Source organism: Streptomyces sp. NPDC088745, from assembly GCF_044751045.1.
Taxonomy (GTDB): domain Bacteria; phylum Actinomycetota; class Actinomycetes; order Streptomycetales; family Streptomycetaceae; genus Streptomyces; species Streptomyces cremeus.
In genome coordinates this window covers 222267-249102 of the sequence record NZ_JBIVLB010000009.1, presented here as the reverse complement: position 1 = coordinate 249102, position 26836 = coordinate 222267, and the positions used below count along the sequence as shown (strand labels likewise).

The following is a 26836-nucleotide window of genomic DNA, read 5'->3' as shown; positions in this document are numbered from 1 at the left end:
GAGGTTTAACTCACACCATAAATTAAGCCATGAGGGGCTTCGGGAAGTGAACGCGGAACGTTCATCTCCCTTCCCGCTCAGGCGACTTCAGCCTCTTCGAAAGGCCCTGGAGCCATGCCCAGAATCAGAGCCGCACGAGTGGCGGCCGTCGGTGCCGTCACGCTCTCCCTCGTCCTGTCCGCGGCGGCCTGCGGCGGCGGAACGAACGGCGGCGGATCCAACGAGCGGCCCAAGACACTCACCTACTGGGCCTCCAACCAGGGCGCGAGCATCGAGGTCGACAAGGAGGTCCTGCAGCCCGAGCTCGACAAGTTCGAGAAGCAGACCGGCATCAAGGTCAAGCTGGAGGTCGTCCCCTGGGCCGACCTGCTCAACCGCATCCTGACCGCGACGACGTCCGGCCAGGGCCCGGACGTCCTGAACATCGGCAACACCTGGTCGGCCTCCCTCCAGGCCAGTGGCGCGCTGCTCGACTGGGACGACGCCGCCTTCCAGAAGATCGGCGGCAAGGACCGCTACGTCGACTCCGCGCTCGGCTCCACCGGCGCCCCGGGCAAGCCGCCGGCCGCGGTGCCGCTGTACTCGATGGCGTACGCGCTCTACTACCACAAGAAGCTGTTCCAGGAGGCGGGCATCGCCAAACCGCCCACCACCTGGGCCGAGGTGACCGCAGCGGGCAAGAAGCTGAAGGCCAAGGGCAGGAACGGCATCGGCGTGGAGGGCTCCAACCTCTCCAACAACATCCACCAGGTCTTCGTCCTCGGCAAGCAGCACGGCGCCGACTTCTTCACCCCCGACGGCAGGGCCGACTTCACCTCCGAGGGCGCGGTCAAGGCCGTCAAGCAGTACGTCGACCTGATGGCCGCCGACAAGATCGTGGCGCCGGGCAACGCCGAGTACGCGCAGAACCAGTCGCTGAGCGACTTCACCAAGGGCAGGACCGGCATGGTGCTGTGGCAGACCGCCGCCGCCACCTTCAAGGCCCAGGGAATGGCCGACGACGCGTACGGCGTGGTCCCCGCGCCCGTCCAGTCCGGCGCCCCGGGCACGGGCAAGAACGTGAACTCCATGGTCGCGGGCATCAACATGGCCGTCTTCAAGAACACCAGGAACACCGAAGGCGCGCTGAAGTTCGTGAAGTTCATGGGCAGCGACGAGGAGCAGAGGATCCTCAACAAGGCGTACGGATCCATCCCGCCGGTGAAGACCGCGCAGGAGGACCCCGCGTTCAACGGGCCCGCCACCGCCCCGCTGCGCCAGACCCTCGCCACCAGCGCGGCGGCCCTGCCGCAGGTGCCGGAGGAGTCCCAGTTCGAGACGGTCGTCGGCACCGCCGTCAAGGAGCTGTTCGCGGAAGCGGCGGCCGGACGTCCGGTGACCGGGGCCTCGGTGAGGGCGAAGCTCGACAAGGCCCAGCAGCAGATGCCGAAGAAGTGAGTACGGAACCCTCATGACCACTACCGCTGCCCCCCGGGCAGACGAGCGGGCGGTCCGCGAGGGCGGGAGCACGTCCGGAGCGCCGGCCCCCCGTGCGCCGCGCTTCGGGCGGCTCCGCCGGATCGGACTGCCGTACCTGCTGCTGCTCCCCGCTCTGCTGCTGGAACTCCTGGTGCACCTGGTGCCGATGGTGATCGGCATCGTCGTGAGCTTCAAGGAGCTCACGCAGTTCTACATACGCGACTGGGGCACCGCGCCCTGGGCCGGACTCGACAACTACGGCGTCTCGGTCGACTTCGACGCTCCCGTCGGCAAGGCGCTGCTCGCCTCCTTCGTCACCACCTGCCTGTTCACCGTCCTGTCGGTCGGCCTGTGCTGGCTGCTGGGCGTGACGGCCGCGATCTTCCTCCAGGAGGACTTCCGGGGGCGCGGGCTGCTCCGCACGATCTTCCTGGTGCCCTACGCCCTGCCCGTGTACGCGGCCGTCATCACCTGGGCGTTCATGTTCCAGCGGGACAACGGGCTGGTCAACGGCGTGCTGAGCGATCTGGGCCTCACCGACGGCAGCTCGTTCTGGCTGATCGGCGACAACGCCTTCGTCACCCTGCTCGTGGTGTCGGTGTGGAAGGGCTGGCCGTTCGCCTTCCTGATGCTGATGGCCGGGCTCCAGAACATCCCGCGCGACCTGTACGAGGCCGCCGCGCTGGACGGGGCCGGGATCTGGCAGCAGATCCGGAAGATCACCATGCCCTCGCTGGCACCCGTCAACCAGGTCCTCGTCCTGGTCCTGTTCCTGTGGACCTTCAACGACTTCAACACGCCGTTCGTGCTGTTCGGGAAGGCCGCGCCCGAGTCGGCCGACCTGATCTCGCTGCACATCTACCAGTCCTCCTTCCAGACCTGGAACTTCGGCACCGGCTCGGCCATGTCGGTCCTGCTGCTGCTGTTCCTGCTGGTCGTGACCGGTGTCTACCTGGCGATCACCTCCCGGGGCTCCCGAGGAAGGAAGGTCTGAGATGCCCGGACCCACGCCGCGCTCCCCGATGGCGGCCCCGCGCTCGTTCCTGTGGAGCCGCAGGATCTTCCTGGCCCTGCTCACCGGTTTCGTGCTGCTCCCCGTCTTCGTGATGGTCTCCGGCTCGCTGAAGCCGCTGGCCGACGTGACGGGAAGGTTCCAGTGGATTCCCTCCTCGCTCACCGTCCGCCCCTACCTCGACATCTGGAAGACCGTCCCGCTCGCCGACTACTTCGTGAACTCCCTGATCGTGGCGGGCGCGGCGACGGTCTGCTCGGTGGTCATCGCGGTCTTCGCGGCGTACGCGGTCAGCCGGTACGACTTCCGCGGCAAGCGCGCCTTCACCGTGACGGTGCTCTCCACCCAGATGTTCCCCGGCATCCTGTTCCTGCTGCCGCTGTTCCTCATCTACGTCAACATCGGCAACGCCACCGGCATCGCCCTCTTCGGCTCGCGCATCGGCCTGATCGTCACGTATCTGACCTTCTCGCTGCCGTTCTCGATCTGGATGCTCATCGGGTACTTCGACTCGGTGCCCCGGGACCTGGACGAGGCGGCGAAGGTCGACGGCTGCGGGCCGGTCGGCGCGCTGTTCCGCGTGATCGTGCCGGCCGCGCTGCCGGGCATCGTGGCGGTGGCGGTGTACGCCTTCATGACGGCCTGGGGCGAGGTGCTCTTCGCCTCGGTGATGACCAACGACACCACCCGCACCCTCGCGGTCGGGCTCCAGGGCTACGCCACCCAGAACGACGTGTACTGGAACCAGGTCATGGCCGCCTCCCTCGTGGTGAGCATCCCCGTGGTGGCCGGCTTCCTGCTCCTCCAGCGCTATCTGGTCGCCGGCCTCACGGCCGGTGCGGTCAAGTAACTCCCTTCTGTTCCACATTTGGTGACGGTACGTCAGACGCGGCTGCCCGTGTACGCACGCGCGCCCGTCCGTACCTCCCCCGCCCACCGAAAGGTCCTCCGTGTCCGCATCGCCCGACCTCTCCGCCTTCCCGAAGGGCTTCTCCTGGGGAGCCTCCACCGCCGCCTACCAGATCGAGGGCGCCGTCGCCGAGGACGGCCGCTCCCCCTCCATCTGGGACACCTTCTCCCACACGCCCGGCAAGGTCGCGGGCGGCGACACCGGCGACGTGGCCTGCGACCACTACCACCGGTGGCCCGAGGACATCGCCCTGATGAAGGAACTGGGTCTCGACACCTACCGGATGTCGGTGGCCTGGCCGCGCGTGGTGCCCGGCGGCGACGGCCCCGTCAACGCGAAGGGGATCGACTTCTACGACCGGCTGACCGACGGACTCCTGGAGGCGGGGATCAGGCCCTCGGTCACCCTGTACCACTGGGACCTGCCGCAGGTCCTCCAGGAACGCGGCGGCTGGACGGTCCGCGAGACCGCCGAGCACCTCGCCTCGTACGCGAGCGCGGTCGCCGGGCGGCTCGGCGACCGGGTCTCCCAGTGGGCCACCCTCAACGAGCCGCTGTGCTCGGCGTGGATCGGGCACCTGGACGGCGTGATGGCCCCCGGGCTCACCGACCTCACCGCCGCCGTCCGCGCCTCGTACCACCTGCTGCTCGGCCACGGCCTCACCGCGCAGGCGGTACGGGCGGCCGTGCCCGGCGCGCGGATCGGCCTGGTCACCAACCACTCCCCCGTCGAACCCGCGAGCACCCGCCCCGAGGACCTGGCGGCGGCCCGCCGGATGGACGGGCACATCAACCGCTGGTTCCTCGACCCGGTCCACGGGCGCGGCTTCCCGACGGACATGCGCGAGCTGTACGGCGTCGAACTCCCGGAACGACAGGGGGACTTGGACATCATCGCGGCCCCCCTCGACTGGCACGGGGTCAACTACTACTTCCCCGTCACGGTCGAGGACGACCCCGGCGGGCCGATCCACGCCCGCGAGATCAGGCTGCCGGACGTGCCGCGCTCCGGCATGGACTGGCCGATCGACGCGGGCGGCCTGGAGACGCTGCTGATGCGCCTCACCGACGACTACGGGGTGCGCGAGCTGTACGTCACCGAGAACGGCTCGGCCTTCCCCGACACGGTGACTCCCGAGGGCGCCGTCGAAGACCCGGAGCGCACCCGCTACCTGGAGGAGCACCTGGCGGCCTGCGCCAGCGCCCTGCGCAAGGGCGCGCCGCTCGCCGGGTACTACGCGTGGTCGCTGCTGGACAACTTCGAGTGGGCGTACGGCTACGCCAAGCGCTTCGGTCTGATCCACGTCGACTACGAGACCCAGCGGCGCACGGTCAAGGCCAGCGGCCGACGCTACGCGGAACTGATCCGCGCCCACCGCGCCGCCACAGCCCCCTGACCCACTTCCCCACTTCCCCCCTTCCTCCCTGGCCGCCTCGGGCGGCGACGGCCCCCTTGGGCGGCGACGCCACCCTCCAACGCCCTTTCCCCAGCTCCCTTGGACGACGGGCCGCCCTCCCCCGTCGCCTCCCCCGCCCCCTGAAGGGGCCCGGACGACCGGGCCCGCACGGGACCCACAAAGCCACCCACCCCGAGGAACGGCGCCACTCGCACCACCCCACATCACCCGCACGGGAATCCGAGGAGACCCTTCATGCCCGCAGTCGGCACTCCCCCCGCCAGACCCGCGCTCCGGCCACCGGCACCCGCCCTTCGCCGCACGCTCGCCGGAATCCTCGCCGGCGCCCTGACCGCAGTCCTGCTCGTCCTCCTCCCCTCCACCCAGGCCTCCGCCGCCCCCGTCCTGCTCTCCCAGGGCAAGCCCGTCACCGCCTCCAGCCAGGAGAGCGGCGGCACCCCCGCCACCGCCGCCGTGGACGGCGACACCGGCACCCGCTGGTCCAGCGCCTTCGCCGACCCCCAGTGGATCCGCGTCGACCTGGGCGCGCCGACGGCCGTCAGCCAGGTCGTCCTGCGCTGGGAGGCCGCGCACGCGAAGTCGTACCGCATCGAGCTGTCGGACAACGGCACCGACTGGACCTCCGTCCACACTGCGGCCAACAGCCCCGGCGGCACCGAGACCCTGAACGTCACCGGCACCGCCCGCTACGTCCGGATGCTCGGCCTGACCCGGGCCACCGGCTACGGCTACTCCCTGTGGGAGTTCCAGGTGTACGGCGGGACCGACGGCGGCCCGACGCTGCCCGGCGGCGGTGACCTCGGTCCGAACGTGCACGTCTTCGACCCCGCCACCCCCGGCATCCAGTCCAAGGTCGACCAGATCTTCAAGGAGCAGGAGTCCGCGCAGTTCGGCACCGGTCGCCACGCCCTGCTCTTCAAGCCCGGCACGTACAGCAACCTCAACGCCCAGATCGGCTTCTACACCCAGATCGCCGGCCTCGGCCTGCGGCCGGGCGACACCACCTTCCACGGCGACGTCACCGTGGACGCGGGCTGGTTCAACGGCAACGCCACGCAGAACTTCTGGCGCTCCGCCGAGAACCTCACCCTCAACCCCGTGAGCGGCACCAACCGCTGGGCGGTCTCCCAGGCCGCCTCCTTCCGCCGCATGCACGTCAAGGGCGGTCTCAACCTCGCTCCCGACGGCTACGGCTGGGCCAGCGGCGGCTACATCGCCGACAGCAAGATCGACGGCCAGGTCGGCAACTACTCGCAGCAGCAGTGGTACACCCGCGACAGCGCCATCGGCGGCTGGTCCAACTCCGTCTGGAACCAGGTCTTCTCCGGTACGGAGGGCGCTCCCGCCACCGGCTTCCCCGAGCCGCGTTACACCACCCTGGACACCACCCCGGTCTCCCGCGAGAAGCCCTTCCTCTACCTCGACGGCAACGAGTACAAGGTCTTCGCCCCCGCCAAGCGCACCAACGCCCGCGGCACCACCTGGGCGAGCGGGACCCCGGCCGGTGAGTCGATCCCGCTGAGCAGGTTCTACGTCGTCAAGCCGGGCGCGACCGCCGCCACCCTCAACCGGGCCGTGGCGCAGGGCCTGCACCTGCTGTTCACCCCGGGCGTCTACCACGTGGACCGGCCCATCGAGATCAACCGGGCCGGCACTGTCGTGCTGGGCCTGGGCCTGGCCACGATCATCCCGGACAACGGCGTCACCGCGATGAAGGTCGCCGACGTGGACGGCGTCCGCCTGGCCGGCTTCCTGATCGACGCCGGGCCGGTCAACTCCCCCACCCTGCTGGAGGTCGGCCCGCAGAACGCGTCCGCCGACCACGCGGCCAACCCCACCACCGTGCAGGACGTCTACCTCCGCATCGGCGGGGCCGGTCCCGGCAAGGCCACCACCGGCATGGTGGTCAACAGCGACGACACCGTCGTCGACCACACCTGGATCTGGCGCGCCGACCACGGCGAGGGCGTCGGCTGGGAGACCAACCGGGCCGACTACGGGCTGCGGGTCAACGGCGACGACGTACTGGCCACCGGCCTGTTCGTCGAGCACTTCAACAAGTACGACGTCGAGTGGTACGGCGAGCGCGGCCGGACGATCTTCTTCCAGAACGAGAAGGCGTACGACGCCCCCAACCAGGCCGCGATCCAGAACGGCGCCACCAAGGGCTACGCCGCCTACCGGGTGGACGACTCGGTCGACGTCCACGAGGGCTGGGGCCTGGGCAGCTACTGCTACTACAACGTGGACCCGACGATCCGTCAGGACCACGGGTTCAAGGTGCCGGTGAAGCCCGGCGTGAAGTTCCACAGCCTGCTCACCGTCTCGCTGGGCGGCAACGGCCAGTTCGAGCACGTCGTGAACGACACCGGCGCGCCGACTTCGGGAACCTCGACCGTTCCGTCGACGGTCACCTCCTTCCCGTAACGGCCGACGCCTCAACTGCCCGGCGTGCAGTACCACTTGACACGCGTCCGGGCGCACCGCCCCTCTCCGGGCCGGGCGCCTCGCCTCCCGCGAGCCCCGGCCCGGAGAGGCCCGACCCGCACCGTCCGACGCCCGGTTCCCGCAGGCCGCCCGCCCCCCATTGCTTGGCAGGTGCATGCCATGCACACGTTTCGGGCTGCCGGGACCCGGTTCCCCTCCCCCTGGAGCGGTCATGACCCGTCCACCCGTCCCCCTCACCCCGCCCCACGTGCGCGGTCCCGTCGCGCTGATCACCCTCGGGGCACTCCTCGCCTCCTGCGCCACCCTCGCCACCGCGCCCTCCGCCGGGGCGGCCGACACCCTGCTCTCCCAGGGCAGGCCGGCCACCGCCTCCTCCCAGGAGGGTGACGGGCTCGCCGCGGCGGCCGCCGTCGACGGCAACCTCACCGGCACCCGCTGGGCCAGCAAGTGGGCCGACGCCGAATGGCTCCAGGTCGACCTCGGCGCGACCCGCAGCCTCAGCCGGGTGGTGCTGAGCTGGGAGTCCGCGTACGGCAGGTCGTACGCCATCCAGGCCTCCGACGACGGCACCACCTGGCGCACCCTGAAGACCGTCTCCGGCGGCGACGGCGGCACCGACGACCTCGCCGTGACCGGCTCCGGCCGGTACGTGCGCATGCAGGGCGTGGCGCGCTCCGGCGGATACGGCTACTCGCTCTGGGAGTTCCAGGTCCACGGCGGTGACGGAGGGACGAACCCGCCGCCCGGCGGCCCGGTCGAGGTGACCGGCTCGCAGGGCGCCTGGCGGCTCACGGTCGGCGGCCAGCCGTACACCGTCAAGGGCCTGACCTGGGGTCCGTCCGCCGCGGACGCCCCGAAGCACCTGCCCGACGTGAAGTCCATGGGCGTCAACACGATCCGCACCTGGGGCACCGACGGCTCCACCGGGCCGCTCCTCGACAGCGCGGCGGCGCAGGGCCTGCGCGTGGTCAACGGCTTCTGGCTCCAGCCGGGCGGCGGCCCCGGGAGCGGCGGCTGCGTCGACTACGTCACGGACACGGCGTACAAGACGAACGCGCTCAACGAGTTCGCGAAGTGGGTCGACGCGTACAAGAGCCACCCGGCGACGCTGATGTGGAACGTCGGCAACGAGTCGGTGCTCGGGCTCCAGAACTGTTACGGCGGTACGGAGTTGGAGGCGCAGCGCAACGCGTACACCTCCTTCGTCAACGACGTCGCCAAGAAGATCCACTCCATCGACCCGGACCACCCGGTGACGTCCACGGACGCGTGGACCGGCGCGTGGCCGTACTACCGGCGCAACGCCCCCGACCTCGACCTGTACTCGATGAACTCCTACGGGAACATGTGCAAGGTCCGCCAGGACTGGATCGACGGCGGCTACACCAAGCCGTACCTCGTCACCGAGACCGGCCCGGCCGGTGAGTGGGAGGTGCCGGACGACGCCAACGGCGTCCCGGACGAGCCCACCGACGTGCAGAAGGCCGAGGGTTACACCAGGGCCTGGGGGTGCGTGACGGGTCATCAGGGCGTGGCGCTGGGCGCGACGATGTTCCACTACGGCACCGAGCACGACTTCGGCGGCGTGTGGTTCAACCTGCTGCCCGACGGGCTGAAGCGGCTCTCGTACTACGCGGTGAAGAAGGCGTACACGGGCAGCACGGCCGGGAACAACACGCCGCCCGTGATCAGCGGCATGGCGGTCACGCCCGCGGGTTCGGCCCCCGCCGGGGGCGAGTTCACCGTACGGGCGGACGTGCGCGACCCCGACAGCGACCCGATCACCTACAGGATCTACCTGAGCGGCAACTACGCCACCGGCGACAAACGCCTGGTCGAGGCCCAGTGGCGCTCCACCGGCAACGGCACCTTCGCCGTCACCGCGCCCGAGAAGCTCGGCGTGTGGAAGGTGTACGTCCAGGCGGAGGACGGACGCGGCAACGCGGGCATCGAGACGAAGTCCGTGAAGGTGGTCGCCCCGCCGGTGACCGGCACCAACGTGGCGCTGAACAAGCCGACCACCGCCTCCTCCTTCCAGGGTTCGTACGGGGACTGCCCGTGCGCCCCGGCGCTCGCCGTCGACGGCAGGCAGGAGACACGCTGGGCGAGCGACTGGGCCGATCCGCAGTGGATACGGACCGACCTGGGTGCGCCCACCGCGATCCGCACGATCCAGCTGGTCTGGGACCCGGCATACGCGAAGGCGTACGAGGTGCAGGTGTCGAACGACGGCACCACCTGGCGCACGGTCCACTCGACCACCACCGGCAACGGTGACGTCGACACCATCGCCCTCCGGGAGAGCGCCCGTCACGTCCGGCTCCACCTGACGCAGCGCGGCACCGGTTGGGGCTACTCGCTGCGCGAGTTCGGGATCCACAGCTGACCACCGGGCCCCGCCGCCGTGCGGGGCCCGGCCGCACCGCACGTCCACCCACCCCTTCGACATGGGCGGGAGACCCCATGCGAACACACAGGAAATCCAGGTCACGCGGCCTGTCCTTACTGCTCGTCAGCACGGCGACGGTGGTCGGCGCACTGAGCGTCGCCACGGTCGCCACGGCCTCTCCGGACCAGGGCGCCAAGGTCCCGGCGGCAGCCGCTCCGCACGCGGGACACCACATGGCCCCCTCCACCAGGGCCTCCGGCGACGACCCCGACGGGGACGGCTTCATTCCGGCCGTCCCGCAGGTCACCGGGGTGACACCGTCGGACAGGACGCCGCCGCGCGCGTACTTCCACGAGTTCCAGGCCAACTGCGCGGCCACGCACACCGCGCCGGACGACCCGATCGTCTACCCGGGCCAGTTCGGCAGGTCCCACGACCACACGTTCATGGGCAACACGTCGACGAACGCCGCCAGTACGACCGCGAGCCTCCACGGCGGGACCACCTCCTGCAGGGCGCCCGCCGACGCGTCCGCGTACTGGATGCCCTCGCTGTACAACGGCGACCAGAAGGTCATGCCGACCGGTCCGCAGACGATCTACTACAAGTCGGGGGTCACCGACTACACCAGTGTGCGCCCCTTCCCGAAGGGGCTGCGGTTCGTCGTCGGCGACCCGATGCAGAGCGCCTCGGAGTTCCGGGCGCACAAGGGCTTCGTCGAGGGCTGGGAATGCGGTGACAGTTTCTTCAACACCGACATTCCGGCGACCTGCCCGAGCCGGCCGGACGTGCAGCTCAACCTGCGGATGCAGGCGCCCAGTTGCTGGGACGGCAAGTACCTCGACACGCCCGACCACAAGAGCCACATGGCGTACCCCGTCGTGAAGCCCGGCACCAACGACAACATGTGCCCGGCCTCGCACCCGGTCGCGCTGCCGATGATCGAGTTCAAGATGGCGTGGCCGGTCAACGGCGACATGAGCAAGGTCAGGCTGGCCAGCGGGCGCGGCTACTCCTTCCACTACGACTTCTTCAACGCGTGGGAGGAGCGCACGCTGAAGGCCCTGGTCGACCACTGTGTCGTCGGCGGTCTCCAGTGCGACGCGCGCGGGTACGACGAGACGCAGCCGCAGAGGGGAGCGGCGCTGAACGCGGACTACCGGCTCCCGTAGCCGCAGGTCCCGGGCCCGGCCGCCCCTCCTGCGCGTACGGGCGGGGGCTGCCGGGCCACGCGGTTCGGGCCGGGCGGCCAACTGGTCTTTCCGGACCGCCGTGCGGGGGGGGGGAGGGTGAGGGCGGGGGCGGGTGCCGGTCTCCGTACGCACGGGGGAAGTTGAGTACGGGTACTCACGTCCGGGTCTGCCGGGGCGCCCAGGATGAGGACATCGCCGTTGACCTGGAGGTTCTGTGATGCTCAGCCGTCTTGCCGGTGTTCTCGTGCCCTGCGCCGGACGGTTGTCCGTGAGCGCGGACCCGGGGGCCGAGGTGGTGCCGGGCAGCATCGTGGCCGCCAACCACACCTCACTGGCCGACCCCGCGCTCGTCCTGGCCGCGCTCCGCGGGCTGGGGGTGCGGCCGACCGTGATGGCGGCGGCGGGTCTGTGGCGGGTGCCGGTGCTGGGCCGGGTGCTTGAGGAGGGCGGGCACATTCCGGTGCACCGGCGTTCGCGCCGGGCGGCCGACGCGCTGGACCTGGCGGCCGACGCGCTCGCCGAGAGCCGGGTGGTGCTGATCTACGGGGAGGGCGGCATCCCGGACCGTCCGGACGCGGGCGAGGCCGCGCCGGGGGCCTTCCGCAGCGGACTGGCCCGCCTCGCGGAGCGCACCGGGGCGCCCGTGGTGCCGCTCGGGCAGGCGGGGGCCCGGCGGATCACTTCCGGGAGCGTGGCCAAGCAGCTCGCGGGGCTGGCGACGGCTCCGTTGCGGCGGCCCCGGCTGCACGTCCACGTCGGTGCGGCGATCCGCCCGGCCGGGGACGACCTGGCGGCCCGTACCGCGCACGCCCACGCGGCGGTGACGGCGGCCTGGCGCACGGCGGCGACGCGCATCGCCGGGCTGCCCGTCACGCTCACCGTGTGACCTGCCGGGTCAGCCCGTGCCCGGGGCCTTCCAGGGGCTGGAATGACCCTGGTCAGCCCGTGCTCGGCGGCTTCCGGGTGTCGAGGGCGAAGAGGAGTCCTTGGCGGCGGTCACGGCCAGGGCGCGCCCGGCGACGGCCGCCCGGGGGCTCACGTCCTTCACCGGTGAGGCGTCGGCCCGCGGGTCGGTCGTGCACAGCGGGCGGCCAGCCGGGGGGGGTCCCGGCCCGGTGCCCGGGGTGCCGTGGGAGAAGACCTCCAGGCGCGGCCCGGCACCGAACAGCACCTGCCACGGCGTCAGGAGCTGCTCAGCGATGTCGGGACGTCCGGCAGACAGTGCGCGCACGGGCTCGGAGGCGGGCCCCGGCATGCCGTTCGGCCCGTCGGTGCCGTGCGCGGCGAACGCGTCGTGCGGCACGACCGGAGGCCCGTCGGTGCGGTGGCCGAGGTCCTCCTGGACGACGGCTGCCTCGACCTCAGCCGCGATCACCTGCCCGGCACCTACCGCGCCATCGCCGGCCTCGTCCCCGACCGCGCCGACAACGGCTGACAACAGGCCAGGGACAAGCCGAACACGCCTCACCCCCTGTTCACGCACCAACTCGTCGGGCGGGGCGCGGCAGGCGGGCACATCCGTGCCCCGGGCGGTCAGCGGGCGTCGACGAGCAGGTGTCCTTCCTCGTGGGTGTGCGTGGCGGCACGGATGCCGTAGGCGGACTCGACCCGGGCCCGTTCGGCCGCGTTGGGGACGGAGTTCTTGCAGCCGGTGCCGGCGCTGGAACCGGACATCAGCTGGGAGCACGGTCCGGGCTTGGTGTCCGGCAGGCCGAGGTTGTGTCCGATTTCGTGGGCGGCGATGCGTGTTTTGTCATGGCCCTGGGCGACCGCCTGGTTGCCGAGTTCCACCCTGGCCCGGCCGCCGGGACGGACCGGTCCCAGTGTGGCCTGCGGCCAGCCGTTGGTGGCGACGATCTGGATCTCGGCGCGGGCGCCCGGGCCGGCCTTCGCCAGCTTGACCTTGCTGGTGTTCGCGTTCCAGGAGGCGACTCCAGCGGCGACGGCGGCTTCCCAGCCACGCGCGAGGCTGTCGTCGTAGTAGAGGGTCGTGACTGCGGAGGCGCCGGTCGGCGCAGCCGTCGCGGGCGCGGGCACGGCGTACGCGGCGGGCACCGCGAGCACGGTGAGGGCTGCGGCGGTGCCGACTGCGGCGAACCACTTCGAGCGGGACATGACGATCCCTTCATCAGGCTGGTCTCAGCCAGGGGGAGGCCCCGGGGGGCGGGGGCGCGAGCAGCGGAGGCGACCCCTTGCGGGAGGAGCGCGCCCCCGTCTTGTCAATGCACTGTCAATGCTTCCTGGTGGGGAGTGTGGAGCACCACGTCGGCTGCCGCCAATGCCAGTGGGTCATAACACCCGTGGATGCACCTGATGCCCGGGGAGGGCGGTTGGGGGAGCGTTCTCCGTGCCCGGCGGGGCAGTTCGGCATCGACCCTTCGTTGTCGCAGCGCGCTCGCTGGAAGACGGCGAGCGCGGTCACGGATTCCGCTGTCCGTTGTCCGTCACCGTTGGCGGACGGGTGCTGTCCGTTGTCCGTCACCGTGGCGGACGGGTGCTGTCCGCGGCCGACGGCGGGGGCGGGGGCGGGGTCAAGGCGATCAGGAAGTCCTGGTCGGGGGCACCGGAGCAGCGGCCGTGGACGACCTCCGCGCCGTCCTGGGTGTCCTGGCCGCGCAGGCCCAGACATTGGCCGGTGACGGCCGGGCGGATACGGAAGCGGGCCGCGGCAGCCGGGCCGAGGAGTTCGAGGCGGAACTGTTGCGCGGGATCGGTGTCGGCACAGCCGTCACGGGGTTCGATCAGGTCGCGGCCCGGTCCGTCCGTCAGGACGGTGAGACAGCCGATGCCGTGTTTCGGGTGGTGCCACTGGATCTGCACGGCGTTCCCGCTCAGCGGTTCGAGGAACACCTGCGGCAGTGCTTCCTTCGTGCAGAGGCGCTGGGCGGCGACCGCGGTGGCGTACCGGCCGCTGCGGTCCCGGCCCTCGGTGAGGCAGAACTCGGGCGTGCGGGCGGGGTGGATCCGCGCCCAACTGCCCACGGCCGGCATGCGCAGTCCGGCGACCGCCGTCTCGGGCAGGGTGCCCGGGGTCGGGGAAGCGTGCAGCAGACCGGTGACGCCCAGGGTGCCGACGACGCCGATCCCGGCGGCACCGAGCAGTCCGGCGGCCCGGCGCCAGCGCGGAATCCGTGCCGGGGCGCCCGCGGGCGGGGCGGCGGGACGGTCGTCGCTGTCGGCCGTGGCCGACGCCGGGCCGGTGGTGGCGATGCGCCGGCGTGCCTCGCGCCATTCGCGTACGTCCTCGTCACTCAGTCCGCACGCGCGGGTGAAGGCGTCGACGAACTGTTCGCGGGGCAGGGTGACGCGGCCGAGGGTGGTCGCGATGGTGCTGGTCGGAAGGGTGTCGGAGCGTGCGCCCGCCCTGGCCTCCAGCTGACGGTAGGTCAGCCCGCTCCAGAGCCGCAGCGCGCGGAGGGAGGCGGTGAACTCGGCGGGAGTCCCGGTCCGTGCGGGCTGCGGTGCTTCCGCCGACGGGTCGTCACAGCCGTCCCCCTTCTGCTCCATCACCGCAGCATGACCCACTGGTCGCTCAGGTGCAGGGCCCAAATCAGCCGTGTTCGGGCACGGACGGAACGAGGTGAGCTCCGTTCCGAACAGACACGAACACCGGATCGTCTTGTCGTGCCTCCGCCCGGGCGGCCATTGTCGGCGGCGGCCGGTCCCGGTCACCGCCCCGGGACCCGAAGGCACGCTCGGACGTCTCCGCAACGGAGCCTCCGCTGCCTCCCGGGCCGGACCGCCGGCCGGGCGGTGTCGCACCCAGTGACCCGAACCCAGGTATCCGCACGCGAAGAACCGACGAAGGAGACACCATGCGTACTCGTACACGGCTCGCCAGTTTCGTGGCGGGAACAGCTCTGCTGGCCGCCGGACCGGTGGCCGCCGCACACGCGGCTCCCGTGCCCTCCGTGGTGGGCACGACGGCGGCCGTCGCGGCCGACGGGGCTGAAGCCGGGGCGGAGATGGCCCGCAAGTACACCGACGTCGGCACCTACCACACCAAGCGTGCCTGCGAAGCGGACGGGCGGGCTTCCGTCTACTCCGACTGGTACTGCCAGAAGAGCAGCACCACCAGCAACTACCACCTCTGGGTCAACTTGGACTCGTAACGCCCGTCGAGTCGTGGACCGCGCCTGCCGGGCCCGCGAACCGTAGACCGCGACAGCCTGCGACGGCCACGCGGTCCGGAGTCGGGGGGCGGGGTTCGGAGCGCGGCCGCAGCGGCGGGGGGGGGGGGGCCCCCGGGGGGGGGGGGCCCCCCCCCCCCCCCCGGGCCGCCCCCGCCCCCGCCGCCCCCCCCCCCCCCCCCGGGGGGGGCGGGGGCCCGGGGGGGGGGGGCGGGGGGGGGGCCCGGGGCCCCGGGGGGGGGGGGGGGGCGGCCGTGGGGGGGGGGGGGGGGGGGGGGGGGGGTTTGGGGGGGGGGCCCGGGGGGGGGGGGGGCGCCCGGGGGGGGGGGGGCCCGCCCCCCCCCCGTCCCCGGGGGCATCCGCTGCCCCGGACACTCAGACCAACGGCTGCGGAGGCGTCGGAGCCGCGTCGGGGCGGGGCAGTCCCAGGGCCAGATTCCCGACGTGGAGGAGCAGTTCCTGATGGGGTGCGAGGAACTTCACCGGTCCGGTCGGCCGCATGGTGCCGGTGGGGCAGGCGGCGAGTCCGAGATCGGTCGCCGTGAGGCAGAGGGTTTGCAGCAGGCAGCCGGCGTCCCGGTAGACGAGGCTCAGCGCGAGCCCTTCGTACTTCCAGCCGGTGCGTGCCGCGTGGGAGGCGAGGTAGATGCCCACGGGCGGTGGTTCGTCCAGGTAGGCGGGGAGGGTGACGGCCTGGCGCAGTACCTCGGCCACCTCCTCGTCCCATGGGGCCAGGCGGTGCAGAGCGTGCTCGAACGGGTCGTAGTGGTAGGCGCCCCGGACCAGGCCCTCGACGTCGCGGGCGAGTACGTACAGCTCGATGCTGTGCCGCCCGCCGCCGGACGGCGAGGGACGCTGGGTCTGCTCGTACTCGGCGGGGCCGAGACGGCCGCGGACACGCGCGGAACGTCCGAGCAGCGCCCCGAGGAGGCCCAGTGGCAGGGGCGACGGCGCGTAGCCGCGCAGGGAACGCCGCCGGTCGAGTACGTCGCGCAGCGACCCGCTGGGCAGCCGGTCCTCCGCAGCGAGGACGACGCTGTCGCCGCTGCCGGGGTGGCGCAGCCGTGCCGAGGGGGCGGGGCCCCGTCCCGTGCCGTCTGCCGTCCCCTGCCCGGCCCGTGCGTGAGCGGCGAGATCGTAGGGCGTCAGTCCCAGGGGCGGCGGGGCCGCGCGGGAGGAGGTGCGCAGCAGGCCGACGTCGGCGAGTCGCTCCAGCATCCGCCGGGTCGCCGCCACCGCGGCTCCGCCGGCGTCCCCCCTGCCGTCTCCGTTGTCGTCGTGTCCCTCACCGCCCTCCCGCCTGTCGTCGTGTCCGCCACCGCTCTCCCCTTCGGCGGCGTGCCCGTCGGTACCGTTCCACTTCGTGTGCGCTTCTGGGGCGGTCAGTGGGCGGTCGAGGACATTCAGCAGGTCCAGCAGGCGGGGGCCGGCGGCGAACTTGCGCCAGCGGCGGCAGTCGATCAGGACGGGCCCCGCCCCGTCCTGCCACTCCAGCAGTACGTCGGGGTTGCGGAAGTAGCGGACGGGCTGTCCCGTGCCGTGCCCGGGGCCGGTGGCCGGCGGGTGCTGCTGTACGTCTTCGCGGGACTTCACTGGTTCGTTCGCGTCCTCTCTGCGGGAGGGGCCGGGGGTGCTCGTGGTGGTCACAGGAACGGCAGTGGCAGCGGGTTGAGTTCCGCTTCCGTCAGCGGGGTGCTGCGCACGCCCATGGCCACGGGGGCGTCGAAGACGCGCGGCCCGCCCCGTCGGTGGAAGTCGCTGCGCAGGGTGATCGGGCACAGTCCGGGCACCACGGTCCTGACGACGGTGACGCCGCACTCGGTGACGTCGACGGGGGTGATGTCGACGGCGACCGCCTCGTACCCCCGCGCGGCGAGCCGCCCGGCCGCTTCCTTCACCTCCGCCCCGAAGCCGTCCTGCGCGCGCGGCGCCGGGGCGTCACGCACCGGGCCCTCGTCCCAGAACTCCAGGTGCCGCACCCGGTCGGGCGCCCAGTAGTAGAGGGAGAACTCCTTGAGCGAGGTCAGCACGTCGTCGGTACCCGGAATCGACTCACCGGCGTCGAGGTGCTCCTGCCACAACCGGGCCCCCGCCCAGCCCAGACACCCCTCCTCCAGCGCTCCGAGCAGAGCCGCGTACGGGTCGAGGCCGGCGCGCGCGGCGTGCGTGACGACGGGCCGCCTCTCCGTGTGGCGGAGGAAGCGCACGCCGATCACCGGGATGCCCAGATCGGTCGTGAGGTCCTTCGCGGTGACCGAGACGCCCTGGTCCCGCATCCGGGCGACGATGCGCCGGGCCGGGCCTTCGGGCAGGGTGTCCAGGTCGAGGGTGGGCAGGGTGAGCCGGTTCTCCCAGAAGAGGACGGTGGCGTCCCGTTCGACGGCCTCCATCAGCCCGCCGTGCACCGCGTGGTGGTAGCCGCTGCCGGCCGCGAGACCGGTGGAGATGGGGTCGTACCAGGCGCGGTGTCCCGGCGGGAAGCGGTACGGCAGGTACACGGCGCACGCGGGGACGTGCCGGACGCCGCCGGTGACCAGTGACCGGCCCGGCACCCAGTCGATCCGCGCGTCCGGGTCGCACGGGGCGAGACGGCTGTACCGGGCGTACTCCGCGGCCGAACCCAGCGGCAGCGCACGGGGGTCCACGGCGTCCTCGCCCAGCTCGGTGTACGAGGCGCGCACCAGCCGGCGCGGATCGTAGACGCCTGCCGCGTAGCGTTCCAGGGTCTCCCCCACCGCGCAGACGCGAGCGGTCACCGGGTCGCTCTTGACCGCGCCGCCGCGCGCCTCCGCCGTGACGGGGGAGAACCAGCTCGTCTTCGTCATGCCCGCGGTACGGGCGTACGTCGCACCGCCCAGGTCGCTGTCGCACTCGTCCACCCGCAACTGGGGCACCATGCCGGTGAGCGGGTCCACGGCGTGCCGCATCCGCTCCCAGCAGGCCGCGTCGTCCCGCCCCGTTGCCTCGTCGGCGTTCCCGGGGGGAGCGGCAGTGCGGTCCTTCTCGTGCGGGGTGGGGCCGGAAGGCGCGAGCGGCGTGACGTGATCCGCGCAGGCGGGACAGCCGGGCAGGTGGAAGAGCCGGTGTTCGGTGCGCTGGAGTGAACCGTGCGCGAGCTCGGTCAACACCGTGCGGGCGGGGTGGCTCGGCGCGCCGTGGCCGGTGCCGGCGGGTGCGCCGGGTGCGGGTCGTGGTGTGGTGCCCAGGAGCACGAGCACCTCGTGTGCGAGGAGTCCCGCGGCGACGACCGTGCTCGGGCATCCGTCGCCGTGCGCGGCGCCGAACAGGATGTCCAGGGGGAGGCCGGCGATGGCCTGCCAGGAGTGGTTGGCGCGCAGGCGGCGTACGAGACACACCGGGCAGGGGGTGTCGGGCGGGGTCAGGGTGGCGAAGAGCAGCCGGGTGGGGGTGCTCAGGTACACGACGAGGGGCGTACCGCCCTTCAGCGCCGCTTCCGTCCGCCGTACCAGTTGCTCCTCGGGCAGGGTGAGCGGCAGTACGGTGACGGCCGCCCGTTCCGAGGCGCCGTCCGGCACGGTCCGTACGCCCACGCGTCCGAGCAGCGTGCCCAGCTCGTCGCCGAGTGCCTGCGGTGCCACGGCGACCGTCCGGGTCCCGCCGACCGCCAGCTCGCCGTAGAGCGGGTGGACGTACCGCCCGCTGTCGTACGCGAGTCCCCGGGAGCGCAGACCCTTCACCACGGCGTCGGGCACGGCGCCCGTGCGCAGGGCAACGGTGTCCGGCCGCGCACCGGTGCCGCTGTCCTCGGCGGACGTGGGGAGCCGGGCCGGAACCCGTAGCGTTCCCGTGCTCGTGCAGACGTACAGCATGTCGTCGCGCGGTACGAGTCGTACGTCGGGCCGCAGTTCCGTCTCAGCATCCATGGGTCCGCCTTCCTGGCGCGGGGCGAGGGGGTCACAGCTCGGGGGCTCTGGGCGCCGGCACCCCTGGCCGCCGGGCAAGCGGCGGCCAGGGGGCCTACGGGGCTAGGACGCGTCGGGCTCGGCCACCCAGCACAGGCAGCTGTGGCCCGCGAAGGCCTCCTCGTTCTCAGGAACCGCCATCTCCTCGAACAGCGACTCGACGTCGGTCGTGACGACCTGGTTCGTGGATTCCATGACTCACACCTCTTTCGGATCTTTCTCCCCCGGTGCCACCGCACCGGTGTCCCGCCACTTTGACGGGGTCCGTTCTCCATTCGAGGGGAGGCGCAGGGCGAAAATCAAGCAATCGGGAAATTAACCCCACGAGAGAGTGGAGAGGAAGCTGTTCAGCATTTAAAGGGAGCACTTTATTTTCCGTCCACGCCCCTCGTGAAACAGAAATCCTGAGCATCTCCCATCCCGTCTGCACCACTGATGAGCTGCCCCATCTCCGGGGTCACGGATCGATCCGAGGGCGAAGCCTGCCGACATGATGTTGCCGAAACGATAAAGCGGAACAGTCGTTCATTCGAGGTTCTTTCAATGAACACTGCCGGGTCACTGAGGACGCCCAGGCCGGTCGCTCGGCAAAAGGGACCGGCCCGGAGAGCGCGTCCGCCGCTCCGCACGGTCCTGCCGCCGCACGTCCGTGCGGCGGCAGGACCGTCCGCTCAGGTCAGCGCACCTCGATGCTGGCGCCGCGCGCCTTGCCCCACCAGCACCCCTCGGACGCGGTCTTCCCCGGCTTGAGCCAGCTGGAGAAGCTGTCCGGCTCGACCTTGTCGCAGTCGACACGCAGCCGCCAGGTCCCGGTCCCGCTCCTGCACGTACCGGTGAAGGTGTCCTTGTCGACGCGGGACGTACTGCACTTCGACGGCACCGCCTCAGCCGTCGTGGTCGTCAGCATGACCGCACCAAGAGCAGCCACGACAGGCAACGCCAACCGCTGGACCCACTTCTGGTTCCTCACGTCTTCCTCCTTGCCTTTCTGCAATGCAGCCACGGGGACCCCACTGCTTGCGCCAGGCACCCGAGGCTCTTTCGATCAGAAACGATAGCCACACGAAATTCGGGGCACATCCGGGTGGGCCCTGAAAATGTTTCAGCCGCACCGTTCACGCCGCTTTCCGCCCGCCACCGGCCCGGACCTGCGATTTCCTTGGAGACCCGGGAAATTACCGAGCAGTACCGTTCGAGTTTTCCCCGCAAGGGCATTCGGTGGACATTCGTGCAGTCAGGTTCCTGAACAGGGAAATTCTCTTTTCTCGGGGGGAGATGCGCCCCCGTGCCACAGTCGGCACGTCCTCAGGGCGAGCAGGCCCGGCGGGGGCGCCGTGCGCCAGGGACTCGGGACGTGGCTGTCCCATCCGTGCACCGGGTCGCCCGCTTCCGCGCCATGGAAGCAGCCGCCCTATGGAGTCCTCCGGTCCAACGCCCGCCCCCGGCCCCGTGCCTCCGCCTGGCGGCGCTGTATGCCGACCGTTCCGTACGCCCGCCCCCCGGATCGTCCGTCAGTGCGCCCGGGCGAAGGACAGGGAGTGTGAAGGCGGCCGTACGGGCTACCTATGGTGCATGTCGCACTACGATCTCGTCGTTCTCGGCGCGGGCAGCGGAAACGCCCTCCTCGACGACCGCTTCTCCCATCTGAACGTCGCCCTCGTGTCGGAGGGCCCCTTCGGCGGTACCTGCCTGAACGCGGGGTGCATCCCGAGCAAGATGCTGTCCGTCACCGCCGAAGTGGCCGATTCCGTCCGGGAGAGCGACCGCCACGACGTGGCGGCCCGGCTCGAAGGCATCGCGTGGCCACGCGTGCAGGAACGTGTCTTCGACAGGCTCGACGCCAACTCCCGCGACGGGGAGCAGGGGCGGCGGGACAGTGGCTGGGTCACCGTCCTGCGGGGCCGGGCGCGCTTCACCGGCGAGCGGGAACTGGAGGTGCGGACGGAGCGGGGCACCGAACGCGTCACCGCCGACCGCGTGGTCGTCGCGGCGGGCGGCCGCCCCGTCGTTCCGCCGGTGATCGCCGATGCCGGCGTTCCGTACGAGACCTCCGACACCGTCATGCGCCTGGACGAGGTCCCCGCCCGGATGGTCGTCCTCGGCGGCGGCTACATCGCCGCCGAACTGGCCCACGTCTTCCACTCCGCGGGTACCGCCGTCACCGTCGTCGAGCAGCAGGACACCCTGCTCGGCCCGCAGGACGAGTCGGTCGCGCGGGCCTTCACCGAGATCGTGGGCGCCCAGTGGGACCTGCGGCTCGGCCGGGAGGTGACGGGGGTGGAGCAGAGCACCGAAGCGGAAGCGGACGCCTCCGGGACACTGCGGGTGACGCTGGACGACGGGGCACGGATCGACACGGACCTGCTCCTGGTCGTGGCGGGGCGCCGGCCCAACAGCGACGTCCTGGACCTCGACCGGGCAGGAATCTCCGTCGACGAGGACGGCCTGATCGAGGTCGACGCGCAACTGCGGACCAGTGCCCCGGGCGTGTGGGCGCTCGGCGACATCACGGACGGCGGCCCGCACCTCAAGCACGTCGCCAACCGCCAGGCCGCGGTCGTCGCCCACAACCTCCTGCACCCGGAGAAGCCCCGCACGATGTCCTACGACGTCGTGCCCTCGGCGGTCTTCACCCGTCCGCAGATCGCCCAGGTCGGCCGCACGGAGCAGGAGGCCCGCGACAGCGGACCGGACTTCGTGACCGGAACACGCCGGTACGACGGCGTGGCGTACGGGTGGGCCCTGGAGGACGAGCAGGGGTTCTGCAAGGTACTCCTCGACCGGGCCTCGGGCCGGGTCATCGGCGCCCACATCCTGGGCACGCAGGCCGCGACCCTCATCCAACCGCTGGTTGTGGCCATGACGGCCGGGATGTCCGCGCGGGAGCTGGCGGAGAGCCCGCTCTGGATCCACCCGGCGCTGACCGAGGTCGTGGAGAACGCGCTGCGCGAAGCGCTCGGCCAGTTGGAGGAGGGCGCGGACGGGGACGGATGACGCGGCTGCCGCCGTGTGGTCACCGCGCGGGCTACCGCCCGTGGTCTACCCCACGAGGTGCAGGGCGAGGGCCAGGTACCACGAGGGTTTGTGCGGCGGTCCAACCAGTGTGGGACGACACCGTTGCCACCCCGCTCCTACTTTGTGGTTGTCCAGTCACGGCGCGCCGTCGGGTCCCTTCCGCGGTACGGCGGTGTGCCGGATTCCGACCGTTTTCCGGAGAGGGGAACATCATGCGCATGCAACGTGCACTGGTAGGCGCGGTCCTGGGGGGCGCGCTGGTCCTCGGGGGTACCGCTACGACGGCTCAGGCGGACGCGCCCGCGAGGGCATCGGCCGGTGAGAAGAGCGTCGCGCTCAAGGCGAGTTGGCACTTCTACAAGGCGCACTGGACCAGGAGCGAGTGCGAGAACCGGGGCAAGGCCCTCGGCGGGCGCTACAAGTGCACTTCCGGGATAGGCCACGACGGCGAGTTCAAGTGGTTCCTGTACCGCTGGTACTGAGGAGTTCGCCGGCGGCGTGGGGGCCGGACCCGTCCGGGGTGTCACTCGACCCCGCGGGGGCCGGGAAGGTCCGTCCGCCGCCGCCGCCGGTTCCCGGGCCCGCAGCACGTTCGTTGCTGCGGGCCCGTAGCTGTTCGCCGGGGGGGGACGCTCGGGGTGGCCGCGGGGCGGTCCCGTCGGCGGAGAAGGGGTGGGCCCGCGGCCGTCCCGGGGATTCAGTCCCGGTCGACGTGTTCCCGTACGACCTTCCCGTCGGTCGCGTCGATGTCGTACGTCGTCTTGTCCCAGTTGCCCGGAGTCACGAGGTCGACCTTCCAGAGCGGCTTGCCGTCCGCCGTGTCGTCGAGCTCGACGGCGGTCACCGTGCCCTGCTTGCGGTCCTTCGCGGTGGTGGCCGCCTTCTCCCAGGTCACCTTGGCCGCAGCAAGGCGGGCAGTGAGCTTCCGCCGGTCCTCGACGTCCTGGTCGGCATCGGCCCGGGGCTGTGCCGCCTCGCCGCTGACGGCGTCGACCTTCACCTTCTGGACCGCGCCGTCGGACGCGGCGACCTCGGTCTCCCATTCGGGGGCGCCGTCGCGGGTGCGCTTGAGTTCGGCCGAGACGAGCTTGCTGCCGGAGACCCGGGCCTCGGCAGCGGTTCCGGCCTTCTGGTGGTCCACCTTCGCCGCGGGCACGAGTTGCTGCCGTTCCGCCTGGTCCTCGGTGAGGCCGGCCGTCGACGACGAGGGCGACGCCGACATCGACGGCGAGGCGGTGGCGGAGGCGGAGGCGTCGCTCGCCACCGGGGTCGGTTGCGCCTTCGGCTCGTCGTTCCCGCAACCGGCCAGCAGGAGCGCCGCGGCGGCGAACCCGCACAGCGCGAGGCCGGTGTGCGTCTTGGGGCTAATGCGATTGCTTGTACTGTTTTGTTCACTGTTCATGGCGGTTGAGGGTATACCGCCCGCCTGCCCGTGACGTCGATCCAGCGGCTCCGCCGCGAAGCAGGTCGCGCAGGCGGGTGATCGGGTCGGCGCGGAGTCGGCGGACGCGCACCGGAATGGGGCGGCGAGGGCGTGGCGGTTCAGCGGACTCGCGGAACCCTTGGAGGTCCTGCGGGGTGCGCGCGACGCCGCGGGGCTCCTCGGGCTCCGGCTGGGAAGTTCCAGGCGGCCGCAGCCGTGGAGAGGCCGGCCGCACGCGGACAGGTACGGGCCGTCGTCCCCTCGCCACTGCGGCGCTGTCGGCAGACCGCTCGGTTCGCGGTCGAACGGCCGGGGCCGGAAGCCCGGATCGGCGAAGAGCTGCGGGAGGCCGAGTTCGAGGTCCGGGAAGGGCTCACGTACGCGGAGGTGCAGTAGCGCCGTCCCGGGGAACCGGCTGCCCGGCTCAGTTCGCCGACGGCCGCACCGCCCGGCGGTGAGCCCCTCGCCGGTGTGGTGCGACGGGTCGCGGCCGCGCGGAACGGGCTGCTCGCACGGCATCCGGGCGAGACCGTGCCGGTCGTTACGCACGGCGCGCCGGTGCGACAGTTGGTCCGCCTCGCCCTGAGCGCCCCGCCCGAGCCGCTGTTCCGGATGGAGGCCGCGGCGGCCTCGGTGTCGGCCACCGCCCACTACGCGCACGGCAACGCCTCGGCGCAGTCGCTCGACGACACCGCCCGCCTGCGCTGATCTCATCGGGGACGAGCGGCGGGGTCCCGGTCGCGGCCGTGGCCCCGACGACCGTGCACGCGAGGTCGGCTCCGTGTGCGCGGGGCGGTGCCACCCGCTCCGGTACCGCAGGGCTCACGGATGACCGCGCGTCAGCCCACCCGGCCGTACCAGACGCCCTTCGACCAGATGCGTTCCAGCCGCACCAGCGCTCCGGTCCTGGGCGAGTGCCAGATCTTGTTGCCGCCGGCGTAGATGCCGACGTGGTACACACTGCGGCCCCGGTGGAAGAACACCAGGTCGCCCCGCAACCGGTCCTTCGCCTCGACGTGCCGGCTGGTGCCGTACTGCGCCTGGGCGGAGCGCGGCAGGCTCCGGCCCGCCGTCCTGAACGAATAGAGCGTCAGCCCCGAGCAGTCGAACCGGTGCGGCCCGCTCGCCCCGTACTTGTACGGGGCGCCCTCCTTCGAGGCGGCGACATCCAGCGCCTTCACGGCGTGCGGCGCGGCGTGGGCCTCCGGAGCCGCACCCGGAGCCACCACACCCGTTCCCGTCAGCGCAAGAGCGAACACCCCTGCCGTGGAAACCCTGGTGATCATCGACGGAACACGGACATGCGCGGTCATGCACAACCCTTCGTCGACCAGACGTCCCGGCGACCCCCGAGGTGGCACGCCACCAGGACCGCCCCGCCACGACGGCGAGGACTTGTCGTTCGTTCCGGGGATCCTGCACCGGAGAAACCTGATGTCCGGTGAATGCGGCGGAAAAAGAAGGCCCGTGGCGCAGGCCCGTCCGGGTCGGTCGAGGCCGCTCCGCGCTCCCGTGCCCCGGCACTCCGGAAATCCCCGGACCTGCGACGAAAGCCCCGTCCCTCGCGTGACGAATTCCGGAGCGGAGCGCAACTCGAAGCGGTTCGCGCGACATGCATCCGCGACCCGCACGAGTGACACGCGCTCGCCCACCTGCGCACCGGGCTTCCCGGCCGCGGTGCCCGGCCGGGGCTGCCGCCACGGGTGGCGCGCGAAAGTCCGCGCGGGCAGGGGACGGCCTCGGTGGAATTGCGGGTGACGGTGCCGAGCCCGACGCGATGCGCGAGGTCGACCCGGTGACCTGGGACGCGGTGGTCGGTGCGATCGGGGCCGACGGCGTACCGGACGAGGCCCTCTCGGCCTGGGGGGCGTACCGGACGAGACCGTCGGCACGATCTGCGCGCGGGCCGCTGGGCAGACCGGCACCACCCCGGCCGCGGCGCGTGACAGACGGCCGGCGACTGGTGTCGAGACAGCCGGCCGCCGCCCGGCGGCACGGCGGACCGACTGCATCGCGGCGGCCGGTCGCCGGTACGGGTACCCGCTCGGGGGCGTCCTCCGGGGGCGGCGGGCAGGCCGGTGCGGACGTCGCGGATGCGAGGCCGCACCGGCCCGAAAGCGCCCGGCCGGTGGTCAGGCCGTGTGCAGGGTCAGTCCGTAGCGGTTGAGGATCTCGTTGACCGGCTGGTGCCAGGTCTCGCCGCCGCTGCCGCAATTGCCCCAGCCGCCAGAGGTGACGCCCTGGGCCTGGTCTCCGCTGATGAACGAGCCGCCCGAGTCGCCGGGCTCGGCGCACGCGCTCGTCTTGGTCATCTGGTGGACGGCGCCCTGGCTGTAGTTGACGGTCTCGTTCTTGGCGAGCACGGTCCCGCAGTGCCAGTGCGAGGTGGAGCCGGAACGGCAGATCGAGGCGCCGACGGGCGCCTCGGCCGAACCGCGCACGAGCTGGTCGGATACGGTGCCCCAGCCGAGGACCACCGGGACGGTCCACCAGCCGCTGCCGACGTTGACCCAGGCGTAGTCGTTGCCCGGGAACGAGGACCCCCGGAAGTTGCCGATGTAGGAGCGGTCCCAGCCGTTGACGGCCTGACCGGCGCCGCCGCAGTGGCCGGCCGTGACGAATCCGCCGTGCACGGAGAAGCCTATGGAGCAGCGGACGTTGCCCGTGTAGTACGGGTCTCCGCCGACCGTGCCCGCGGCGAAGGTGGTCGGCTCGTGATCCGTGGCCCGGACGGTCAGGGGCCCGGCATCGCGCGCCTGTGCGAGGAAACGTTCGACATCGTTGTCGTGCTGTCGGTCGGCCTGGACCTCCACGACGACCTTGTTGGTCTTCCAGTCGACACTCCAACTGCTCACGCCACTCGGGGCCTTGAGGGAGTCCAGACGCCGAAGGTTCGCTTCGAGCTGCCGGGCGTTGCGGGCGACCGGTTTCACGGTCGCCCCGGCGGCCCGCACCTCGGCGGCCTTCGAGGGATCAGCAAGCGCGACGGTCAGGCGGCCGCTCTCCGGACTGAACCAGGACCCGGCGTAGTCGGTTCCGGCCGCCGCCTTGGCCCGCTTCTCGACGGCGGTCGCCTCCTTCTCCGCAGCGAGCCGGGCCTCGGCCTGACTCCGGGTGAGCCCGAAGTCGCGCTGCATGGCGGCGAGTACACCCGAGGAGGCCGGGGCGCGCCCGGCTTTCGGGGCGTCCTCCGCCGCGGCTGCGGGGGCGGTTCCGAGCACCGCGCCGGTACCGACGACGAGGAGTGCCGACAGGGCGGTGCGCAGAGCTGTCATGCGTCTCATGGGGAGGGCCCTTCGTTGTTCCGGTGGTGGGGGAGGGAACAGAACGATGCGGTCTGAGAGCGCTCTCAGGGCGTGCCGGGAAGGAGACTAGCGAAGGAACGCGGACAGGTCCATGCCAATGCCGTGCCGTTGTGCGCCGGGTGCGGCGGACAGCGGGCCACGCCGGCCGCACGGCCCCGCCGGGCTCCCGCAGCGGAGTCCGCACGTTCGTGTCCCGCCAAGGCTCGAAGACGT

21 protein-coding genes and 1 pseudogene are annotated in these 26836 nt (G+C 71.9%); 12 read left to right on the top strand and 10 right to left on the bottom strand.

Features of this window, described 5'->3' with window-relative positions; all coding sequences use genetic code 11:
• The first annotated feature begins 123 nt into the window (after window positions 1–123).
• The 8 genes from ACIP93_RS24335 to ACIP93_RS24300 all read left to right on the top strand — a co-directional run bounded on the left by ACIP93_RS24335 (window position 124) and on the right by ACIP93_RS24300 (window position 11713).
• A complete protein-coding gene (locus ACIP93_RS24335; protein ID WP_401761752.1) occupies window positions 124–1437 on the top strand; it encodes an ABC transporter substrate-binding protein in 1314 nt (437 codons plus the stop codon).
• A gap of 13 nt (window positions 1438–1450) precedes the next feature.
• Window positions 1451–2452, top strand: a complete 1002-nt coding sequence (locus ACIP93_RS24330) for a carbohydrate ABC transporter permease (RefSeq protein WP_401761653.1) — start codon at window positions 1451–1453, stop codon at window positions 2450–2452.
• A 28-nt stretch (window positions 2453–2480) separates the two neighbouring features.
• The gene (locus ACIP93_RS24325) at window positions 2481–3320 is read left to right on the top strand and encodes a carbohydrate ABC transporter permease (RefSeq protein WP_345226761.1); all 840 of its coding nucleotides are present in this window, start codon (window positions 2481–2483) and stop codon (window positions 3318–3320) included.
• Between the two features lie 100 nt (window positions 3321–3420).
• Entirely contained in the window at window positions 3421–4776 is a 1356-nt protein-coding gene (locus ACIP93_RS24320; protein WP_401761651.1) for a GH1 family beta-glucosidase, read from the top strand.
• 255 nt (window positions 4777–5031) lie between these two features.
• Window positions 5032–7224, top strand: coding sequence for a discoidin domain-containing protein (locus ACIP93_RS24315; protein WP_401761650.1), 2193 nt, complete (start codon window positions 5032–5034; stop codon window positions 7222–7224).
• Window positions 7225–7456: 232 nt separating this feature from the next.
• Window positions 7457–9631, top strand: coding sequence for a discoidin domain-containing protein (locus ACIP93_RS24310; protein ID WP_401761648.1), 2175 nt, complete (start codon window positions 7457–7459; stop codon window positions 9629–9631).
• Between the two features lie 77 nt (window positions 9632–9708).
• Entirely contained in the window at window positions 9709–10806 is a 1098-nt protein-coding gene (locus ACIP93_RS24305; protein ID WP_401761646.1) for a DUF1996 domain-containing protein, read from the top strand.
• Window positions 10807–11044: 238 nt separating this feature from the next.
• Entirely contained in the window at window positions 11045–11713 is a 669-nt protein-coding gene (locus ACIP93_RS24300) for a lysophospholipid acyltransferase family protein (RefSeq protein WP_401761644.1), read from the top strand.
• A 9-nt stretch (window positions 11714–11722) separates the two neighbouring features.
• Here ACIP93_RS24300 and ACIP93_RS24295 read toward each other — a convergent pair whose 3' ends face one another.
• The 3 genes from ACIP93_RS24295 to ACIP93_RS24285 form a co-directional block, all read right to left on the bottom strand.
• Window positions 11723–12202, bottom strand: a complete 480-nt coding sequence (locus tag ACIP93_RS24295; protein WP_401761642.1) for a hypothetical protein — start codon at window positions 12200–12202, stop codon at window positions 11723–11725.
• 158 nt (window positions 12203–12360) lie between these two features.
• The gene (locus ACIP93_RS24290; RefSeq protein WP_401761640.1) at window positions 12361–12942 is read right to left on the bottom strand and encodes a snapalysin family zinc-dependent metalloprotease; all 582 of its coding nucleotides are present in this window, start codon (window positions 12940–12942) and stop codon (window positions 12361–12363) included.
• Between the two features lie 363 nt (window positions 12943–13305).
• The gene (locus ACIP93_RS24285) at window positions 13306–14334 is read right to left on the bottom strand and encodes a helix-turn-helix domain-containing protein (protein WP_401761638.1); all 1029 of its coding nucleotides are present in this window, start codon (window positions 14332–14334) and stop codon (window positions 13306–13308) included.
• 308 nt (window positions 14335–14642) lie between these two features.
• On the opposite strand from ACIP93_RS24285, the gene ACIP93_RS24280 reads away from it, so the two are divergent.
• A complete protein-coding gene (locus ACIP93_RS24280) occupies window positions 14643–14939 on the top strand; it encodes a hypothetical protein (RefSeq protein ID WP_401761636.1) in 297 nt (98 codons plus the stop codon).
• A 393-nt stretch (window positions 14940–15332) separates the two neighbouring features.
• Here the strand turns inward: ACIP93_RS24280 and ACIP93_RS24275 are convergent, their stop codons facing one another.
• The 4 genes from ACIP93_RS24275 to ACIP93_RS24260 all read right to left on the bottom strand — a co-directional run bounded on the left by ACIP93_RS24275 (window position 15333) and on the right by ACIP93_RS24260 (window position 19850).
• Window positions 15333–16604 (bottom strand): SagB family peptide dehydrogenase, encoded by a 1272-nt coding sequence (locus tag ACIP93_RS24275; protein ID WP_401761634.1) that lies wholly within the window; start codon window positions 16602–16604, stop codon window positions 15333–15335.
• Window positions 16601–18841, bottom strand: coding sequence for a YcaO-like family protein (locus ACIP93_RS24270; RefSeq protein ID WP_401761632.1), 2241 nt, complete (start codon window positions 18839–18841; stop codon window positions 16601–16603). The genes ACIP93_RS24275 and ACIP93_RS24270 overlap by 4 nt, the downstream gene beginning before the upstream one ends.
• Before the next feature lie 102 nt (window positions 18842–18943).
• Entirely contained in the window at window positions 18944–19075 is a 132-nt protein-coding gene (locus ACIP93_RS24265; protein WP_345220081.1) for an azolemycin family RiPP peptide, read from the bottom strand.
• Window positions 19076–19556: 481 nt separating this feature from the next.
• Window positions 19557–19850 (bottom strand): hypothetical protein, encoded by a 294-nt coding sequence (locus tag ACIP93_RS24260; protein ID WP_401761631.1) that lies wholly within the window; start codon window positions 19848–19850, stop codon window positions 19557–19559.
• A 602-nt stretch (window positions 19851–20452) separates the two neighbouring features.
• Here ACIP93_RS24260 and ACIP93_RS24255 point away from each other — a divergent pair.
• A complete protein-coding gene (locus tag ACIP93_RS24255) occupies window positions 20453–21874 on the top strand; it encodes a mycothione reductase (protein WP_401761629.1) in 1422 nt (473 codons plus the stop codon).
• 239 nt (window positions 21875–22113) lie between these two features.
• On the top strand, window positions 22114–22377 hold the full coding sequence (locus ACIP93_RS24250) for a hypothetical protein (protein ID WP_401761627.1): 264 nt from the start codon (window positions 22114–22116) through the stop codon (window positions 22375–22377).
• Between the two features lie 215 nt (window positions 22378–22592).
• Here the strand turns inward: ACIP93_RS24250 and ACIP93_RS24245 are convergent, their stop codons facing one another.
• Complete coding sequence (locus ACIP93_RS24245) at window positions 22593–23297, bottom strand: PepSY domain-containing protein (RefSeq protein WP_401761625.1); 705 nt, start codon at window positions 23295–23297, stop codon at window positions 22593–22595.
• A gap of 132 nt (window positions 23298–23429) precedes the next feature.
• Between ACIP93_RS24245 and ACIP93_RS24240 the strand changes: the two are divergent.
• Window positions 23430–24026 (top strand): annotated as a pseudogene (locus ACIP93_RS24240) (histidine phosphatase family protein).
• A 131-nt stretch (window positions 24027–24157) separates the two neighbouring features.
• On the opposite strand, the gene ACIP93_RS24235 reads toward ACIP93_RS24240, so the two are convergent.
• Both ACIP93_RS24235 and ACIP93_RS24230 read right to left on the bottom strand, forming a co-directional pair.
• Window positions 24158–24631, bottom strand: coding sequence for a C40 family peptidase (locus tag ACIP93_RS24235; protein WP_345220087.1), 474 nt, complete (start codon window positions 24629–24631; stop codon window positions 24158–24160).
• A gap of 819 nt (window positions 24632–25450) precedes the next feature.
• Window positions 25451–26602: a S1 family peptidase gene (locus ACIP93_RS24230; protein ID WP_401761623.1), complete on the bottom strand. Its 1152-nt coding sequence runs from the start codon at window positions 26600–26602 to the stop codon at window positions 25451–25453.
• Between the last annotated feature and the right edge of the window lie 234 nt (window positions 26603–26836).